Genomic DNA, 16,987 nt, shown 5'->3' with positions numbered 1-16,987 from the left:
CTGAAGAGCCGTGCTAGACCAGCACGTCAATAGGTGGCATGTGGAAGCGCGGCAACGCGTGAAGCTAAGCCATACTAATCGCTCGTCCGGCTTGATCACTCCTTAACGGCGCCGCGCGCAACGGTAATCCCGTGCGCTGACGCCCGGTGCGATACACGGGTTATTCAAGACCTCATCACAAATGCAAGTAAGGCCGTTCCCGTTAGGGAGCGGCCTTATTGCTATGGTATGATGAACCTTGGTCCTGTTCCGGCGGCCTTGAAGCCGGGCTACCATGGTCCTTGTCGCGGGACCGGTATCCGTCCTGCCACTGCAAGGACGGTTACATGACCCTGGCGCCTGACGGCGGGCCCGATACTGGCCCGCGGAGCCCGAAATTCTTTCCCCTGCTGCGTTATGAAGACCCCGCCGCCGCCGTTGACTGGCTGTGCGCCGCCTTCGGCCTCACCCGTCACCACGTGATCACGGATGAGCGCGGACGGGTGGTCCACGCCCAGCTGAAGCTGGGGCACGCCTTGCTGATGCTGGGGCCTGACAACCCGGTCGACCGTTACGGCATGCATAGCCCCCGGGTGCTGAACGGTCTGAACCAGGGGGTGTGGGTGGCGCTGGATGGTGTCGATGCCCACCATGCCCGGGCGCGCGCCGCCGGTGCCGACATCCTGACCGACCCGCACGACACCGGCCATGGCACCCGCGAGTATGTGGCCCGCGACCTGGAGGGCCACGTCTGGATCTTCGGCGATTATTGGGGTGAGCCCTGAAGGCCCGCCCTTTTGACCGCCCGCTTTCCCCGCCCCTCCCGTGTAAAGCTGAGGGACAGTGGGAAAGAGGGCTTTCAAAATCACCGCGACCGCGCACGCTCCGGCCAGCCCCAACCAGGCCGATTACAACCAGGTGGTCGCCCGCTTCCATGCCGGCGACCTGACCGGGGTGGAAAGCGCCTGTCGGCGCGTCTTGGCCCAGAACCCGCACCAGCCGGCCTTCCTGCACGTGCTGGGCCTGGTGGCCCAGGCGCGCGGCCAGTCCGCCGTCGCCGCCGAACTGATCGCCGAGGCCGTGGCGTTGCGGCCGGACGACAGCGCCATGCACGGCAACCTCGGTATCGCGCTCGCCAAGCTGGGCCGGCTGGATGCCGCCGAGGGCGCCTACCGGCGGGCGATCGCCCTGCGGCCCGACAATGCCGACGCCCACAGCAATCTGGGCAACATCCTGCGCCACCATGGCCGCTGGGACGAAGCGGAGGCCGAGTACCGGCAGGCGCTGTCCTTGAGGCCGACCTTCGCCGAGGCGCACAGCAACCTGGGCAATGCCCTGCGCCAGCGCGAAGACCTGGACGGGGCGGAGGCCGCCTACCGCCAGGCACTGGCCCTGCGCCCCGCCTATCCGGAGGGCCACTACAATCTGGGCAACGTGCTGCTGGAACGGGGCCGGACCGCGGAGGCCATTGCGTGCTACCGCGCCGCCTTGGCCTTCAATCCCCATCTGGTGGAGGCGCACAACAACCTGGGCAGCGCGTTGAAGGCGCTGGGCGACATGGACGGCGCCATCGCCTGCTACCAGGCAGCCCTGGCGGTCGATCCCCGTTATGCCGAGGCCCGCTACAACCTGGGCCTCGCCTGGCTTGGCCTGGGCGACTACCCGCGGGGCTGGGCGGCATATGAATGGCGGTGGGCCAGTCCCGATTTTCGCCCCCACCGCCGCCCCTTCGCCCAGAAGACCTGGCGGGGCGAGGACATGGCCGGGGGGACGCTGCTGCTGCATGCCGAGCAGGGCTATGGCGATACCCTGCAGTTCTGCCGCTACATTCCCCTGGTGGCCGCCCGCTGCCGCCGGCTGGTGGTGGAGGTACCGCAGCCCCTGCTGCGCCTGTTGCGCGCCTCCCCCACTCTGGTGGCGGTGGGGGACGTACACTTCGTCGCCCGGGGCACGCCCCTGCCGGATTTTGATCTGCACTGCCCCCTGATGAGCCTGCCGTTAGCGCTGGACACGCGGCTGGAGACGGTGCCGGCTGCCACGCCTTACCTGACGGCGGTGGCCACCCTACTTGCAGCCGGGGATCGTCCCCGCGTCGGCATCGCCTGGGCCGGCAACCCGACCTACAAGGTGGACCGCCGCCGTTCCCTGACACGGGCCCAGGTCGAGTCCCTGGTGGCCGCCTGCCCGGAAGTGGAATTCCACAGCCTGCAGAAGGATCCGGACGCGGCGGGTGGTCTGCCCGGCGGTGTCATCGACGGTATGGCTGGTGTGGCCGACTTCGCCGACACCGCGGCGCTGGTCCAGGCGATGGACCTGGTGATCAGCGTCGATACCTCCGTCGTCCATCTGGCGGGGGCCTTGGGCCGGCCGGTGTGGCTGCTGAACCGCTTCGATTCCGACTGGCGCTGGTTGCGCGACCGTGACGACAGCCCCTGGTATCCCACCCTGCGCCAGTTCCGGCAGGAGGTGGCCGGCGACTGGTATGGCGTGCTGGCCAGGGTGGCGGCATCCCTGGACAAATGGAACCCGAGGGCATGAAAAAAGCCGCCCGGGCCTCAACGGCCCGGCGGCTTCGTTCAATTCAGCAGGGCCAATTCAGCAGAGCCAATTCAGCAAGGCTTGGCCAGTAGGGCCCGGGATCACGCGGCGCGGTTCAGCTTGCGCACCTTGGCCCACAGGTCGGACGGCTGGCGGTCCAGCTCGAACATGGAAACCTTGGACGGCTCGCGGCCCTGAACGGCGCATTCCAGCAGGAACATGTTGGTCTTCTGCGGGTCCAGCCCGTGCGCTTCGCAAGCGGCGACGAAGGCGGGATCCAGTTCCAGGGTGGACATCGGAATTGCTCTCTAGGAGGTTGGCGGTTGGGTACCCGCTTGGGGTACGCTCATAATATCGCGATGCAACATGGCTTAACTAGGGCGATTTCGCATCTGCGGCATGACAAATCGGTGGCCGGCACGCAGGAACAAGCCGCCGTTCGGGAGAAGGTTCCGATGAGGTCCTGGGTCTACCCCTTCCTGGCCGGGATGGCCGTCCTACCCGCCGCCTGCCAGCCGTCACCGCCGCCCTTGACCTTCGACGGTCTGGGCCCCGTCCGCCTGGGCATGACGGTCGTCCAGGCGGAGTCGGCGCTGAACGTTTCCTTTCGTCCCATGGGCCAGGCCCAGTCGGCGGACTGCTGGCTGACCGGCCGCAGCGACGGCAAGGACAAGCAGATCAGCTACATGGTGGAAAAGGGCCGGATCACCCGCATCGACGTCTTCGCCCCACCGGGTGGGGAGGCGACCATCCGGACGGCCCAGGGGATCGGTGTGGGCGCCACGGAGGCGGCAGTACTGAAGGCCTATGGCCCCACGGTGGCGGTGCAGCCCCACGCCTATGAGGACGGGCACTATCTCCGTATCGAGGAGCGGGGGCGGGTCCTGCTGTTCGAGACAGCCGACGGCCGGGTCACCCGCTTCCGCGCGGGCTTGCCCCCGGCCGTTGACTATATCGAAGGCTGCCTCTGACGCTGGCCTCCTTGGGGGCCTTGATCACTCTGCCAGCAGGATCGTGCGGGCGGGCACGGTCAGCTTGCGCAGCGTGTTGCCTGCATCGTCGTTCTCGAACAGCAGCACGTCGTAGCCCCAGAGATTGGCGACGTGCTGCAGCACGGACTTGGCGTCCTCCTCCGCCAGCAGCACCCCGTTCTGCACCTTGTGCTCCAGGATCAGCCGGCGGTCGCCAGCCAGGTCCACGTCGGTGATCTGGATGTCCGGGTCCAGGGAGGAGAAGTCGTACTGCGCCGCCAGCTGCTGGCGCACCCGGCGATAGCCGCGTTCGTCATGGATGGCGGCGACGCGGTAGACGTTCTCATCACTGTTGTCGTGCAGGTGGAACATCCGCATCTTGCGCATCAGGTGCGGGCTCAGGTACTGCAGGATGAAACTCTCGTCGCGATAGTTGGCCCAGGCGTCGCGAAGCGCCGCCATGGCGTCGCCGCTGCCGGCATAGCCGGGGAACCAGGCGCGATCTTCCTCCGTGGGGTTGGTCGCGATGCGCTCGATGTCCTGCATCATGGCGAACCCCAGGGCGTAGGGGTTGATGCCGGAATAGCGCGGGTCGTCGAAGGCCGGCTGGAACACCACGGCGGTGTGGGAGTGCAAGAACTCCATATAGGCGCCGTCGCTGATGCGCCCCGTTTCGTGCAGGCGAGTCATGATGCGGTAGTGCGTGTAGGTGGCGCACCCCTCGTTCATCACCTTGGTCTGCCGCTGGGGGGAGAAGTACTGCGCTACATGGCGGACGATGCGCAGCACCTCGCGCTGCCAGTTGGCCAGGCGCGGCGCCTTCTTCTCCAGGAAATAGAGGATGTTCTCCTCCGGCAGGTCCAGCAGGGCCCGGCGCCGCTCCTCGTCCGATGGCGCCTTCTGGCCCTTCTTGGTGGGCACCGTGCGCCACAGGTCGTTGTACAGCTGGCGCTGCATCTCCTGCCGCTCCTGCTCCCGCCGCGCTTCGGACTGCAGGTCCAGGCGGCGGCGGGGGTAGCGGTGGATGCCCTGGTTCATCAGGGCGTGGGCGGCATCCAGGGTGCGTTCCACCAGCTGCTGGCCATAGCGCTCCTCGCAGCGGGCGATGTAGGCCTTGGCGAAGTCCAGATAGCCCAGGATGCCCTCGGCATCCGTCCACTGCTGGAACAGGTAGTTGTTCTTGAAGAAGTGGTTGTGGCCGAACGCCGCATGGGCGATGACCAGCGCCTGCATGGTGATGGAGTTCTCCTCCATGATGTAGCTGATGCAGGGGCTGGAGTTGATGACGATCTCATAGGCCAGGCCACGCATGCCACGGCGGTACATGGCCTCGTCCCGGGCGAAATGCTTGCCGAAGGACCAGTGGCGGTACAGCAGGGGCATGCCGATGGAGGCATAGGCGTCCAGCATCTGCTCGGACGTGATGACCTCGATCTGGTTGGGGTAGACGTCCAGTCCCAACTCGCCCAGCGCGATCTCCTGGATGGCGTCGTGGCAGCGCTTAATGGTGTCGTAGTCCCAGTCGGCACCGGTGTAGAGCAGGTTGGCATCGTCCGGCGGCGGCGCCTTCTCCCCCGGTTCCGATCTCTTGACAGGCTTCAGGCGTTCAACGGGGGCTAAGGTCAAGGTGTCGCCTCCTCCGACTGTTTCGCGCCGTCGCGGGCGAACAGCTCACGAAATACCGGGTAGATTTCCCGCCGATGACGGACCTTCTTCATGACGAAGGGCGTCTCGGTGCCGGTGACCTGCTTGTAGGTGCGCCACAGGTCGGTTTCGCGGGCGTGGGTGGCGAAGCCCGCCGGCATGGCGTCGGGGTCGGACCCGACCTCGACATAGGCGTAGTACTGGCAGGCGGGCAGCAGGTCATGCTCCAGCAGGGCCGCCGTGCGGCCGCCGTCGCTGGTGGTGTTGTCGCCGTCCGAGGCCTGGGCGCCGTAGATGTTCCAGTCGGCGACGGGATAGCGCTCCTTGATGATGCGCTTCATCTCCTCCAGCGCCGTCGACACCATGGTGCCGCCGGTCTCGGTGGAGTGGAAGAAGGTGTCCTCGTCCACCTCCTCCGCCTCATGCGTGTGGCGGATGAAGACCACCTCCACCTGCTTGTACCGGCGGGTGAGGAAGAGGTAGAGCAGCATGAAGAAGCGCTTGGCCAGGTCCTTCATATGCTCGGTCATGGAGCCCGAGACGTCCATCAGGCAGAACATCACCGCCTGGGCCGCCGGCTTGGGAATGGGCGTGAAGCGGTTGTAGCGGACGTCGATGGGGTCGATGTAGGGGATGCGCTTGGACCGCATAACCTGGCGTTCCAGCAGGCCGCGCAGTTCCATCAGCCGGTCCGGGTCCTTGCCCGGCTGGGCCTCCAGTTCCGCGATCTCCGCCTCCAGCGCCAGCATCTCCTCCGACTTGGGGCGCTTCAGCGCGATGCGCCGCGACAGGCTGTTGCGCATGGTGCGCACCAGGTTGAGGTTGGTGGGCGATCCTGAAACGGAATAGCCCGCGCGCTGCCACAGCACGGCGTCGGCCGCCTTCAGCTTGCGCTTGGCGAGGTCGGGCAGTTCCAGGTCCTCCATGAAGAGGTCCATGAACTCCTCCCGCGTCAGGACGAAGCGGAACTCGTCCTCGCCGCCGCCGTCGGGGCTGCCATCCGTGCCACGGCCGCCGCTCTGGCCGCCGGGCGGCTTGGCGATGGTGTCCCCCTCCATGAACTCCTTGTTGCCGGGCACCACGTGGTCGCGGATGCCACCCTGGCTGGAGCGGTGGAAGGTGGGTTCGGAGATGCCGCCGGTAGGGATGGAAATGTCGGCGCCGCTCTCCACGTCCTTGATGCGGCGGTTGCTCGAGGCGCCATTCACGGCGCGCAGGATCTGTTCCTTGGCACGCCGTATGAAGCGCTGGCGGTTGGCCAGGCTCTTGCCCTTGGGATTGCTGCGGCGATCGACAATGATCATCGACGACAAGGCATTACTCCCCGGTACCCCGTCCCCCGGGAACCGTACCGGCGGCGCCGGCGTCCCGGCGCCTTCGAACGGGCCGGGCGGGAGAGCGCCACCGGCGGTCAGCCGGGCGGGGGTGGTGTCCATTTCGCGTTTGAACGCAGGGGATTGCGGAGACCGGGCCCGGCCGGTGAAGCCGGGCCCCTTCCTGTCCGAAGGTCCCGGATCAGCCCGCCTGCTTCACCCGCATGTACCACTCGACCAGCCGGCGCACCTGGCGCTCGGTATAGCCGCGATCCACCATGCGCTCGACGAACTCGTGGTGCTTCTTCTCCGTCTCGCCATCCTTCTTGCTGCCGAAGCTGATGACCGGCAGCAGCTCTTCCACCTGGCTGAACATACGCCGTTCTATGACCAACCGCAGCTTCTCATAAGAGGTCCAGCTGGGGTTGCGGCCGGCGTTGGCCGCCCGCGCCCGCAGCACGAACTTCACGACCTCGTTGCGGAAGTCCTTCGGGTTGGCGATGCCCGCCGGCTTCTCGATCTTGGTCAGCTCCTGGTTCAGCAGATCCCGGTTCATCAACTGGCCGGTGTCGGGATCCTTGAAGTCCTGATCCTCGATCCAGGCGTCGGCGTAGTCGACATACCGGTCGAACAGGTTTTGGCCGTAATCGTGGTAGGACTCGAGGTAGGCCTTCTGGATTTCATAGCCGATGAACTCCGCATAGCGCGGCGCCAGCTCGGCCTTGATGAATTCCAGGTAGCGCTTCTCCGTCTCATCCGGGAACTGCTCGCGGCGGATGGCCTGTTCCAGCACATACATGAGGTGCACCGGGTCGGCCGCCACCTCCACCGTGTCATAGTTGAAGGTGCTGGCCAGCACCTTGAAGGCGAAACGGGTGGAAATGCCGTTCATGCCCTCGTCCACGCCGGCGGCGTCCTTGTATTCCTGCAGGGTGCGGGCCTTGGGGTCCGTCTCCTTCAGGCTTTCGCCGTCATAGACGCGCATCTTGGAGAAGAGGTTGGAGTTCTCGTGCTCCCGCAGGCGGGACAGCACGGTGAACCGGGCCAGCATCTCCATGGTGCCGGGGGCGCAGGGGGATTTGGCCAGCTCCGACCCGCCGATCAGCTTCTCATAGATGCGCTGTTCCTCGGTGACGCGCAGGCTGTACGGGACCTTGACCACGCAGATGCGGTCGATGAAGGCCTCGTTGTTCTTGTTGTTCTTGAAGCTCTGCCACTCCGCCTCGTTGGAGTGCGCCATGATGACGCCGGTGAAGGGCAGGGCGCCGATGTTCTCCGTGCCGATGTAGTTGCCTTCCTGCGTGGCGGTCAGCAGGGGGTGCAGCATCTTGATGGGCGCCTTGAACATCTCGACGAATTCCAGCAGGCCCTGGTTCGCCCGGTTCAGGCCGCCGGAATAGCTGTAGGCGTCGGGATCGTTCTGCTGGAACATCTCCAGCTTGCGGATGTCGACCTTGCCCACCAGGGAAGAGATGTCCTGGTTGTTCTCGTCGCCCGGCTCTGTCTTGGACACGGCGATCTGGCGCAGGCGCGACGGTCGCAGCTTCACCACCCTGAAGCGGGTGATGTCGCCGCCGAACTCATCCAGGCGCTTGATGGCCCAGGGACTGACCAGGCCGGTCAGGCGGCGGCGGGGAATGCCGTAGCGTTCCTCCAGCGCCTCGCCCATGGTGCCGGGGTCGAACAGGCCAAGCGGACTTTCGAACACCGGGCTCAGCTGATCGCCAGCCTTCAGGACGTAGATGGGCTGCTCTTCCATGAGCGCCTTCAGACGCTCGGCCAGCGAGGATTTGCCGCCGCCCACCGGGCCCAGCAGGTAGAGGATTTGCTTGCGCTCCTCCAGGCCTTGGGCGGCGTGGCGGAAGAAGCCCACGATGCGCTCTATCGTCTCCTCCATGCCGTAGAACTCGGCGAAGGCGGGATAGATCTTGATGGTACGGTTCATGAAAACGCGGGACAGGCGGCTGTCCTTGGCGGTGTCCACCACCTCCGGCTCGCCGATGGCGGCCAGCAGACGCTCCGGCGCGCTGGCGTACATCATCGGATCGTCGCGGCACCCTTCCAGGTATTCCTGCAACGACATCGCCACTTCGCGGCGCGCCTCATAGCTTTGGGCGAAGGTTGTGAATAAATCGGTCGACTTCGGCATGGGTTCACCCTTTCAGAAGGATCACGCCTATCAGGCAACTCGACGGGCGGTCCCAACACGCGAGACCGCGACGGCTCCACTCTCCCCCGTTCCAGCGGGGTACCAACCTCGTGACTGACGTTTCAGGAGAGGCAAGTTCCGTACCAGATGGTCCGTCCCGGTGGACCAGACCCTTGGACTCCACTTGTTGAACACTCACCTGCCGTCCTTCGTTCTCCCTGTACCCGGATGCCTTGGGTCTTGATTTAGATATTGGTGGATGATTGCGACGGAGTAGAGGCAGATCGGGGAATTTTTCAGCGAAAACCAAACGTTGTGCCGACCAGCCGGTCGCCGGCCTCGTCCATTCCACCTATCCCCCGGCCTATCCCCGGGGCGCCGGATCAGCGATCCGGTCAACCTTGTCCGTTTATAACCGGGCCCATGCAGCGGCGCCCTTTGCCACGCGTCCCTCCGCCAAATGGCCTAGGCCCGGGCTGTTCCCGCGACCACCGCGCCGGCGGCATTTCATGCGTATTCCCTATAGGCAGGGTGAGCTCCAAGGCCTCACCAAAATGTTAACGATGTGCCCTGGGATACATGTTTTTGGCCGCTGCGCTCCATCTGCGGGGATCGCTTGGCAGGTTCTGGCCGGCCCTGAAAACCCCCACAATCCAGTGGCGGGGTGGATGGCCCAGCTATAGGTAGATGCTAAACCACGATCCAGGCCTAGCGCTAGTCCCTCTATCCATATGGCGGAGGATTTCGGGCCGTGCTGTCCAAAGGACGGCGGCTGCCCGTCGCTTGGGCATCTGCCCCACAAAGGGGCAGCGTCAGCGTGCCGGCGGCTTGTTGGGCAGCCCACCGGCCGGCACCGTCTCCGGCACGACCACGGCGTCGGGCGCGATGGTCAGGGGTGGGCGGGCGCGGGGCGGCGGGGCCGGGTGGACGACGTCGTCGCGATAGGGCGCCAGCATGGCCAGGAAACGGTTTTGCGCGCGGTAGGGAATGCGATGCAGGTCCATGGCGTCCTGCAGATCCTGAACCAGGGCGTTGAACTCATGGTCGCCGATGCCATAACGGGCGTGTGCCATTTTCATGTCCATGCCCTTGTATTCACAGGGGCCGCCCAGGGTGGCGCAGAACTGCGCCACCAGTTCCGCCTTGATGTGGGGACGGTTGGCGTTGACGAAATAGGGGCGCAGGTCGGGGTCGCGCATCATGCCGTCCATGAAGTCGTCCACCAGGGAGATCAGACCCGGCTGGCCGCCGAAGGTCTGGTAAAGGTCGGGCGAGGGGCCGGAGGCGCATCCGGCGATCGCGCCGGCCAGGGTGATTGTCAGCAGGGCGGCGGCGGTGCGGCGCGTCATGGCTCAGAACCCCGCTTGCAAGGACAGATAGACGGCGTTCTGCCGCGTGGGCGTCACCACCCGCCCCAAATTCACATAGGCCAGGGTGAAGGCCAGGTTCTTGCCGGGCAGCCAGGCGACGAAGGCGTCGTACCAGTCGTCTTCCGGCGCCAGGCCGGGGTTGGCGTGGGCCAGGGTGTTGGGTTTCATGCGGTATTCCACGCCAGCGACAAGGTTGCGGTCCAGCAGCAGCGCGGCGCTGCCCTCCAGTTCCGCATGGTAGTCGTCGTCGGCGCCGCCGAAGCCGAGCAGGCCGGTCTGGTTGGCCTTGGTCAGACGCACCGTGCCGCTCAGCAGCAGGCTTTGCGCCAGCAGAACCTTGGTGGCGCTGGCGTAGAGGTCGACGCCGTCGCCGCTGCGCGCACCCAGCGCCTTCACCAGGCTGCCGCGGTCGTTGGACTTGTACTGCGCGCCCAAGGACAGCTGGGGCAGCCAGCTGTCCTGGTCATAGACAGCGTCGCCCGCCACCCGCACCTTGACGCCGGCGATGGTGTTGGTGAAGGCGTAGCCGTCGCCCAGCCCCAGGGCGCCGCCGATGGCCTGGGTGTCGAACCTGTCCTGGGCCACCGACAGCTCCACCCGGTCCCACAGGCCGATCAGGGCGCCATAGGCGTTCATGCCGTAATCATGGGTGCGCACGGCGGTGAAGAAGGCGGTGGCACCCACCTCCTCCCGCGTCCCGCCGCCGCCGATGACGGCCCAGGGCGTCAGGCCGCCGCCGGCCGCCCCCTCCACCTGGGTGACGCCGCCGGTGGCGATCAGCTTGCCGCTGACGGTCATGTCTTCCGGCCGGCTGACGGTGGCGCCGGCGGCCGGCGGGGCGAGGGGCAACCCCGCGACCAGCAAGAATGAGCCGGCCCACGCCGCGACTCGGCGCTGACGCCGCACATCCGAAAACCGCCCCAGCATGCCCATCCCTTGACCATATCCGTGCCGGGGACCATCCCCAGGCCGCGCCCCGCCGCACGGGCGGTGGCGCGGGGGTAGATGGCGGCGGCGGCGGCGTGGTCAAGGCGCCACTATCCGGAAGATGGGCCGGAATAGGGGGGCCGCCGGTGCCGGGTTTCAGCGTTGCCGGGCGCCGAACAGGTTCTCCCGCGTCTTATCATCCAGGGCCTGGCCGGCGGGGCGGCTCTTGTCCTTCAGCAGCTCCAGCCCGCGCTGCACGGCGGGGCGGGCGGCCACGGTGTCGATCCAGCGTTTCACATGGGGGAAGTCGGCCAGATCGATGTCGTAGCGTTCATGCAGGCGCAGCCAGGGGAAGGTCGCCATGTCGGCGATGCCGTAGTCACCGGCCAGGAATTCCGTCTTGGCCAACTGGGTGTTGGCGACACGGATCAATCGGCGGGCCTCATTGGTGTAGCGGTCGATGCCGTATTGGATGCGCTCGGGCGCGTAGTTACGGAAATGGCCGGCCTGGCCGAACATGGGGCCGACGCCGCCCATCTGCCACATCAGCCATTGCACATGGCCATACCACACCGCGGCGTCCGCAGGGCGGAACTGGCCGGTCTTCTCCGCCAAATAGATCAGGATGGCGCCGGACTCGAACAGCGACAGCGGCTGGCCGTTGGGCCCGTCGGGATCGACAATGGCTGGCATGCGGTTGTTCGGTGAGATGGCCAGGAAGTCCGGCTTGAACTGGTCGCCGGCACCGATGTCCACGGGGTGCACGGCATAGGGCAGGCCCATTTCCTCCAGAGCGATGGAGATCTTGTGGCCGTTAGGCGTGGGCCAGGCGTATAGCGCGATGGCTTTGGGGTCGGTCACCATGGGGCGGCGGCTTTCGCTGAAGGGGCGGGGACGGCAGCCTCCCGGAACGGGTGACGGGCCGCTGCGATGGTCATCACAGCGGCCCGTCCATCCCTTGCCTGTCCATCCCTTGCGGGTGATGCCTTCACCCGGTGCAGCCAACTCCCTTCCCCGGCGCGTGGCACCGGGGTGGCGCGGGGCGGAGGATGCGCCGCTCAGAAACCGCCGGCCACGTAGACGCGCATGCTCTCCACCTCGCTGGTGGCCTCGGCAAGGCGATGCTTCACCACGTCGCCAATGCTGATGAAGCCCACCAGCCGGCCGCCGTCCATCACCGGCATGTGGCGGAAGCGGCCTTCCGTCATGCGGGTCATGATGGAGGAGACGCTGTCGCCGGGAGCGCAGGCCACGACCTTGCGGGTCATCAGTTCCGACACGCTCTGGTTCAGTACGGCGGGACCGTGGGTCGCCAGACCGCGCACGATGTCGCGTTCCGAAATGATGCCGGCCACGCTGCCGCCGGGGTCCAGCACCAGCACGGCGCCGATGCGATGGGCCGCCAGCAGGGCCGCCACCGTTTCTATGGTGTCGCCCGGCTTGGCGCTGATGATGGTGCTGCTGTCCTTGTGCTTCAGGATACCGGAAACATGCATAGGCGCTTCTCCCGTTCAACACGGGGAACGCGGGCGGGGGCGGTCTCGCGCCCTGGTCCGGCCTTCCCAAGGGCCGGTCTTCCGCGTGCCCAGTGGATTCATGCCAAGGAAACCAGCGCCGGTTTCTGTCGACCGGTAACGGCCCCCTCCGGAAGCGGGCCGCAACCGGCGGCCCCTCCTTCCAGGGGACTATGAAACGTCATGTTGCGCCGCGTCCGCAATGGGCCAAACGGCGACAGGCCCGGCCGAGGGCCGGGCCTTAAGCATAGGTCGAGGGATATGGGCGCCCAATGCATCGCGCCGTGCCCAACAACCCCTGGCGACCCAGGGATTGTTTCGGCAAGGCAATATTCGGTCCCTTAACGGGCGCGGCTGCCGGCGCCGGTCGCGGCGGAGGCCGCCGGACCCGACTGCTGCGGCACCAGCGGCAAGCAGTTCTGCACGATGGCGTAGCATTGGGACAGGCGGCCAGCGGGACTGTCGGTGGAGCTGCCGTAGACCAGCTGCTGCACGGCGCCGTTCTTCAGGGTGAAGGTGGCGTTGCAGTTGCGGGCCGACACCTCGGTGGGGCCGAAATCGGCGCCACCCCAATACCCACGATGCCACGGGCCGCCGCCGAAACCACCCCAGTAGGACGGGCCGACGCGGGTCTGCAGACTGTCGCTGGAGTAGGTGAAGTATTCCACATTGTCGACCGCCGTCTGGCGGGTGGGCACGCCGGCGCAGGACAGCAGGGTCTGCTTCGGCATGCCGATCAGCGCGCGCTGGGCGTACGCCGCCTGGTCGGCGTCGGGGTTGGTGGCGCAACCGGCAACGGCCAACAGGCCCACCGCCGCGAGTGCCAAGGAACGGTACCGCATTTCAGTCTCCCTCACACGTCCGGTTCGGCCGCTGCCGCCGGATGAAACAAGCCCCAACCGCCCGGACCCTGCCCCAGGGCCCTTGCCTGTTAAGATAGTGCAGCGCGCGCTTTCCCGCCAGGGCCGGACTGTTGCGGGCCAGCGCGCCAGTTGTCGCGGGTAACGGGGTTAACACCCTACCGCAGCTCCATTTTTACGCCTATTCGGCGGCCTGGAGTTCCTCGGCGGTAGCCAGGTCGACGGACACCAGTTGCGACACCCCCCGCTCTGCCATGGTGACGCCGAACAGGCGATCCATGCGCGACATGGTCAGGCGGTGATGGCTGATGATGAGGAAGCGGGTATGGCCCGCCCGCGCCATCTCCTCCACCAGGTCGCAGAAGCGGCCCACGTTGGCCTCGTCCAGGGGGGCGTCCACCTCGTCCAGCACGCAGATGGGCGCCGGGTTGCACAGGAAGACAGCGAACAGCAGGGCGATGGCGGTCAAGGCCTGCTCGCCGCCCGACAGCAGCGACAGGATCTGCAGCTTCTTGCCTGGCGGGCTGGCGTAAATCTCCAGGCCGGCGTCCAGCGGATCCTCGGTGTCGGTCAGCTTCAGCTGGGCGCGGCCGCCGCCGAACAGCTGGGTGAACATCTCCTGGAAATGGGCATCCACCTTGTGGAAGGCGGCCAGCAGCCGCTCGCGCGCCTCCTTGTTCAGGCCCGAGATACCCTGGCGCAGGCGGGCGATGGCGGACACCAGGTCCTCCCTCTCCGTCTTCATGACGCCGATCTGCTCGTCCAGCTCCTGCACCTCCTGCTCGGCGCGCAGGTTGACGGGGCCCATGTTATCGCGCTCGGCCTCCAGACGACCCAGGCGCTGCTCCACGGCATGGGCCTCGGGCAGGGGCTCGCCCTCGTCCAGGCCGGCCAGGGCCAGCACCTGTTCCGGCGGGCAATCCAGCCGTTCGGCGATGCGCTCCTTGACCGTGTCCAGATGCTGGTGGGCGGAGCCGACGGCCGCCTCGGCATGGGCGCGGGCCTCGCGCGCGTCGGCCAGGCCGTTCTCTGCCTCCTTCAGGGTGCGCTCGGCCGTGGTGAGCGCGCCCTCGGCTTCCGCCAGGTCGTCGCCGGCACGGCTACGCACCCGCTCCGCCTCATGGATCAGGTCGGCCAGGGTCAGGCGCTCTTCCTCGATCTGGGCCGGGCGTTCGGCCAGGCGCTCCTGCTCCTCACGTGTCTCTTCGGCGCGTTCGGTCAGCTCGGCCAGGCGGCCGCCGGTGCCGTCGCGGCGCTGGCGCCACGATGTTTCCTCGGCGGCGATGGCATCCAGCCGGCGGCGGCGGTCCTCCGCCTCGCGCAGCAAGCGGTCCAGGGCGTTCTGCGTCTCCGCCTGGGTGCCGCGCGCCTCGGTCAGGCGCAGGCGGGCCTCCGCGATCTGCTCGCGGCCCTCGCCCGGGGGCGGCAGCTCCTCCAGCGTGGCGCGGGCCTCGGCCCAGCGTTCCCGCAGGTCCTCCTCATCCGCCGTCATCTGGTCCAGGGTTTCGGACAGGGCGGCCAGGCGGCTGGCCAGGGCGGCGGCGGCTTGGGCCACACGGGCGTGGGTGGCGCGGGCGTCGGCCACGGCGCGGAAGGCGGCGCTGACGGCGTCGCGGGCCACGCGGTCCTTGGCGGAGGCCTGGTCCACAGCGCGCAGCGCCAGGGCCACGCGCTCCTCCGCCGCGTCCTTCACCGCTTCATAGGCGGCGCGGGCCTCGGCCACCAGGGTGTCGGCCTCCGCGATCTCCTGCGTCAGCTCGGTCAGGCGGTTGCGCTGGCGCAGGCGCTCGGCGGCGGCGGTGGGGGCGCCGGCGGCGATGCAGTGCCCGTCCCAGCGCCAGGCAGCGCCGTCGCGGGTCACCAGGATCTGGCCAGGCGCCAAGTCGGGTGCCAGGCGCGTGCCGGTGGCGGTGTCGGCGACGATGCCGATATGGGCCAGGCAGCGGTCCAGCGCGCCCGGGGCCTTGACCTTGGCGGCCAGCGGCTCCGCCCCGGCGGGCAGGGGGACAATGGTGCCCAGGGCGGGCAGGGCGCGCCAGTGCACCGGCGCCGCCTCATCCAGCGGGGCGGTCAGCGCGTCGCCCAGGGCGGCGGCCAGGGCCTGCTCATAGCCCTTGGCCACGGTCAGCGCGTCCACCAGCGGCGGGAACAGGTCACCGGCCCCGGCCTTCAGCAGGCGGGTGATGGCGTCGGCCTCCGCCGTCAGGCGGGCGCGGTCACCCTCGGCCCGCTGCAGGGCGTCGCGGGCGGTGGCCTGTTCCTGCGTGCCCAGGGCGCGGGCGGCATTGGCGGCCTGCTCGGCCCCGGCCTTGGCGGCCTCCGCCTCCTCCGCCGTGCCCTTGGCCAGTTCCAGCCGTTCCTCGGCCAGGTGGATGGCCTCTTCCGCCTCGGCTACGTCGTCGCGGGCGGCCTGCTGGCGCTCCAGCTCGGCCTTCTGCGCCTGCGTCTCCTCGACACGGCGGCGCAGGGTGGCGACGCGCTGCTCCAGGTCCTGCGCCTGGCGCTGGATCTGCGCGCGCTTGGCCTCGTCCGCGGCCAGGCGCTCGGTGGCGGCCGCCAGCTCGGCGTCCAGGGTTGCCACCGTGTCGCGGATTTCTTCCAGGCGGGCCTTGGCCAGTTCCTGGCTTTCGGCCTCGTCCCCTTGCGCGTCGACGATGGCTTGGCGTTCCTCCGCCAGGCGGGCCAGCGCGCGGTCGGCGTCGGCGGCCAGATCCTTTTCGCGCGCCAGGTCGCCCTCGATCTGGGCCAGACGGCGCTGCAGGGTGGCCAGCGCCTCGGTCGCGCGCCGCTCCTCCGCGTCCAGCTGCTCCCGCGCCACCAGCAGGCGCTGCAGGGCGGCGGCGGCCTCGGCTTCCGCCTGGCGCTTGGGCGGCAGGCTGGCGGCGAGATCCGTGCGCTTGGTGGTGGCCTGCGTGACGGCCAGCATCAGGCCGCGCACTGCCTCCTCCGCCTTGTGGAAGCCGGCGCGGGCCTGCATGACCTGGGCGGTTGCGGTGGTCCAGCGCAGGTGCAGCAGCAGCGCCTCCGCCCGGCGGATGTGGTCTGAGATGTTGCGGTAGCGGGCGGCCTGGCGGGCCTGCTTGCGCAGGTTCTGCAGCTGTGCGTCCATGGTGACGACCACGTCGTCCAGGCGCGTCAGGTTGGTTTCCGCCGCCTTCAGCTTCAATTCCGCCTCATGCCGGCGGGAATGCAGGCCGGTGATGCCGGCCGCCTCCTCCAGCAACTGGCGGCGATCGCCGGGCTTGGCGTTGATCAGGGCACCCACCCGGCCCTGGCTGACCAGCGCCGGGGAATGGGCGCCCGAGGCGTTGTCGGCCAGCAGCAGCTGCACGTCGCGGGCGCGGGCGGGCCGGCCGTTGATGCGGTAGTCGGAACCGGCGCCGCGCTCCAGCTTGCGGCTGATCTCCATTTCCGTCTGGACGGCGTCCGCTTTGACGCCCGGCGTGCCAGCGGTCAGGTTGGGGCTGTCCAGGTGCAGGACGACTTCGCACAAATTGCGCGCCGGCCGCGTGGCCGTGCCGCCGAAGATGACGTCGTCCATGTCCTCGCCACGCATCTTTTTGGCCGAGGTCTCGCCCATGGCCCAGCGCAACGCCTCCACCAGGTTGGATTTGCCGCAACCGTTGGGGCCGACGATGCCGGTCATCCCGGGCTCGATCAGAAGCTCGGTGTGGTCCACGAAGGACTTGAAGCCGGAGATGCGAAGCTTGGTGAATTGCACG

13 protein-coding genes and 1 rRNA gene are annotated in these 16,987 nt (G+C 67.8%); 4 read left to right on the top strand and 10 right to left on the bottom strand.

What is annotated here, in order from left to right; translation table 11 throughout:
- The 3 genes from FBZ87_RS25230 to FBZ87_RS25220 form a co-directional block, all read left to right on the top strand.
- A 23S ribosomal RNA gene (locus FBZ87_RS25230) occupies positions 1-99 on the top strand; the annotation flags it as partial.
- 227 nt (positions 100-326) lie between these two features.
- Entirely contained in the window at positions 327-764 is a 438-nt protein-coding gene (locus FBZ87_RS25225) for a VOC family protein (RefSeq protein WP_145613348.1), read from the top strand.
- A 58-nt stretch (positions 765-822) separates the two neighbouring features.
- Complete coding sequence (locus FBZ87_RS25220) at positions 823-2,517, top strand: tetratricopeptide repeat protein (protein WP_145613347.1); 1,695 nt, start codon at positions 823-825, stop codon at positions 2,515-2,517.
- A 101-nt stretch (positions 2,518-2,618) separates the two neighbouring features.
- On the opposite strand, the gene FBZ87_RS25215 is transcribed toward FBZ87_RS25220, so the two are convergent.
- The gene (locus FBZ87_RS25215; protein ID WP_040842430.1) at positions 2,619-2,813 is read right to left on the bottom strand and encodes a hypothetical protein; all 195 of its coding nucleotides are present in this window, start codon (positions 2,811-2,813) and stop codon (positions 2,619-2,621) included.
- 159 nt (positions 2,814-2,972) lie between these two features.
- Here FBZ87_RS25215 and FBZ87_RS25210 point away from each other — a divergent pair, with 159 nt between their 5' ends.
- The gene (locus FBZ87_RS25210) at positions 2,973-3,488 is read left to right on the top strand and encodes a hypothetical protein (RefSeq protein ID WP_145613346.1); all 516 of its coding nucleotides are present in this window, start codon (positions 2,973-2,975) and stop codon (positions 3,486-3,488) included.
- 24 nt (positions 3,489-3,512) lie between these two features.
- On the opposite strand, the gene FBZ87_RS25205 is transcribed toward FBZ87_RS25210, so the two are convergent.
- The 9 genes from FBZ87_RS25205 to smc all read right to left on the bottom strand — a co-directional run bounded on the left by FBZ87_RS25205 (position 3,513) and on the right by smc (position 16,986).
- Entirely contained in the window at positions 3,513-5,030 is a 1,518-nt protein-coding gene (locus FBZ87_RS25205; protein ID WP_088872438.1) for a SpoVR family protein, read from the bottom strand.
- An 80-nt stretch (positions 5,031-5,110) separates the two neighbouring features.
- The gene (locus FBZ87_RS25200) at positions 5,111-6,436 is read right to left on the bottom strand and encodes a YeaH/YhbH family protein (RefSeq protein ID WP_145613359.1); all 1,326 of its coding nucleotides are present in this window, start codon (positions 6,434-6,436) and stop codon (positions 5,111-5,113) included.
- A gap of 211 nt (positions 6,437-6,647) precedes the next feature.
- On the bottom strand, positions 6,648-8,594 hold the full coding sequence (locus FBZ87_RS25195; protein ID WP_145613345.1) for a PrkA family serine protein kinase: 1,947 nt from the start codon (positions 8,592-8,594) through the stop codon (positions 6,648-6,650).
- Positions 8,595-9,406: 812 nt separating this feature from the next.
- Complete coding sequence (locus FBZ87_RS25190; protein ID WP_145613344.1) at positions 9,407-9,943, bottom strand: group I truncated hemoglobin; 537 nt, start codon at positions 9,941-9,943, stop codon at positions 9,407-9,409.
- Between the two features lie 3 nt (positions 9,944-9,946).
- The gene (locus FBZ87_RS25185; protein WP_211107178.1) at positions 9,947-10,813 is read right to left on the bottom strand and encodes a DUF3034 family protein; all 867 of its coding nucleotides are present in this window, start codon (positions 10,811-10,813) and stop codon (positions 9,947-9,949) included.
- A gap of 234 nt (positions 10,814-11,047) precedes the next feature.
- Positions 11,048-11,755: a glutathione S-transferase N-terminal domain-containing protein gene (locus FBZ87_RS25180; protein WP_145613342.1), complete on the bottom strand. Its 708-nt coding sequence runs from the start codon at positions 11,753-11,755 to the stop codon at positions 11,048-11,050.
- A gap of 194 nt (positions 11,756-11,949) precedes the next feature.
- Positions 11,950-12,387: a CBS domain-containing protein gene (locus FBZ87_RS25175; RefSeq protein WP_145613341.1), complete on the bottom strand. Its 438-nt coding sequence runs from the start codon at positions 12,385-12,387 to the stop codon at positions 11,950-11,952.
- Between the two features lie 359 nt (positions 12,388-12,746).
- Complete coding sequence (locus FBZ87_RS25170; protein WP_145613340.1) at positions 12,747-13,247, bottom strand: hypothetical protein; 501 nt, start codon at positions 13,245-13,247, stop codon at positions 12,747-12,749.
- 199 nt (positions 13,248-13,446) lie between these two features.
- Positions 13,447-16,986 (bottom strand): chromosome segregation protein SMC, encoded by a 3,540-nt coding sequence (gene smc, locus FBZ87_RS25165; RefSeq protein ID WP_145613339.1) that lies wholly within the window; start codon positions 16,984-16,986, stop codon positions 13,447-13,449.
- Position 16,987 lies beyond the last annotated feature (1 nt).

The sequence above is a fragment of the Nitrospirillum amazonense genome (assembly GCF_007828035.1).
Lineage (GTDB): Bacteria > Pseudomonadota > Alphaproteobacteria > Azospirillales > Azospirillaceae > Nitrospirillum > Nitrospirillum amazonense.
Note: the sequence above shows the minus strand (reverse complement) of the source record. Positions and strands in the feature narration are given on the sequence as shown.

Coding starts and splice junctions, on each gene's coding strand:
- FBZ87_RS25175 (WP_145613341.1), bottom strand. CDS start 12,387: ATGCATGTTTCCGGTATCCTGAAGCACAAGGACAGCAGCACCATCATC.
- FBZ87_RS25210 (WP_145613346.1), top strand. CDS start 2,973: ATGAGGTCCTGGGTCTACCCCTTCCTGGCCGGGATGGCCGTCCTACCC.
- FBZ87_RS25215 (WP_040842430.1), bottom strand. CDS start 2,813: ATGTCCACCCTGGAACTGGATCCCGCCTTCGTCGCCGCTTGCGAAGCG.
- FBZ87_RS25180 (WP_145613342.1), bottom strand. CDS start 11,755: ATGGTGACCGACCCCAAAGCCATCGCGCTATACGCCTGGCCCACGCCT.
- FBZ87_RS25190 (WP_145613344.1), bottom strand. CDS start 9,943: ATGACGCGCCGCACCGCCGCCGCCCTGCTGACAATCACCCTGGCCGGC.
- FBZ87_RS25195 (WP_145613345.1), bottom strand. CDS start 8,594: ATGCCGAAGTCGACCGATTTATTCACAACCTTCGCCCAAAGCTATGAG.
- FBZ87_RS25170 (WP_145613340.1), bottom strand. CDS start 13,247: ATGCGGTACCGTTCCTTGGCACTCGCGGCGGTGGGCCTGTTGGCCGTT.
- FBZ87_RS25225 (WP_145613348.1), top strand. CDS start 327: ATGACCCTGGCGCCTGACGGCGGGCCCGATACTGGCCCGCGGAGCCCG.
- FBZ87_RS25200 (WP_145613359.1), bottom strand. CDS start 6,436: ATGATCATTGTCGATCGCCGCAGCAATCCCAAGGGCAAGAGCCTGGCC.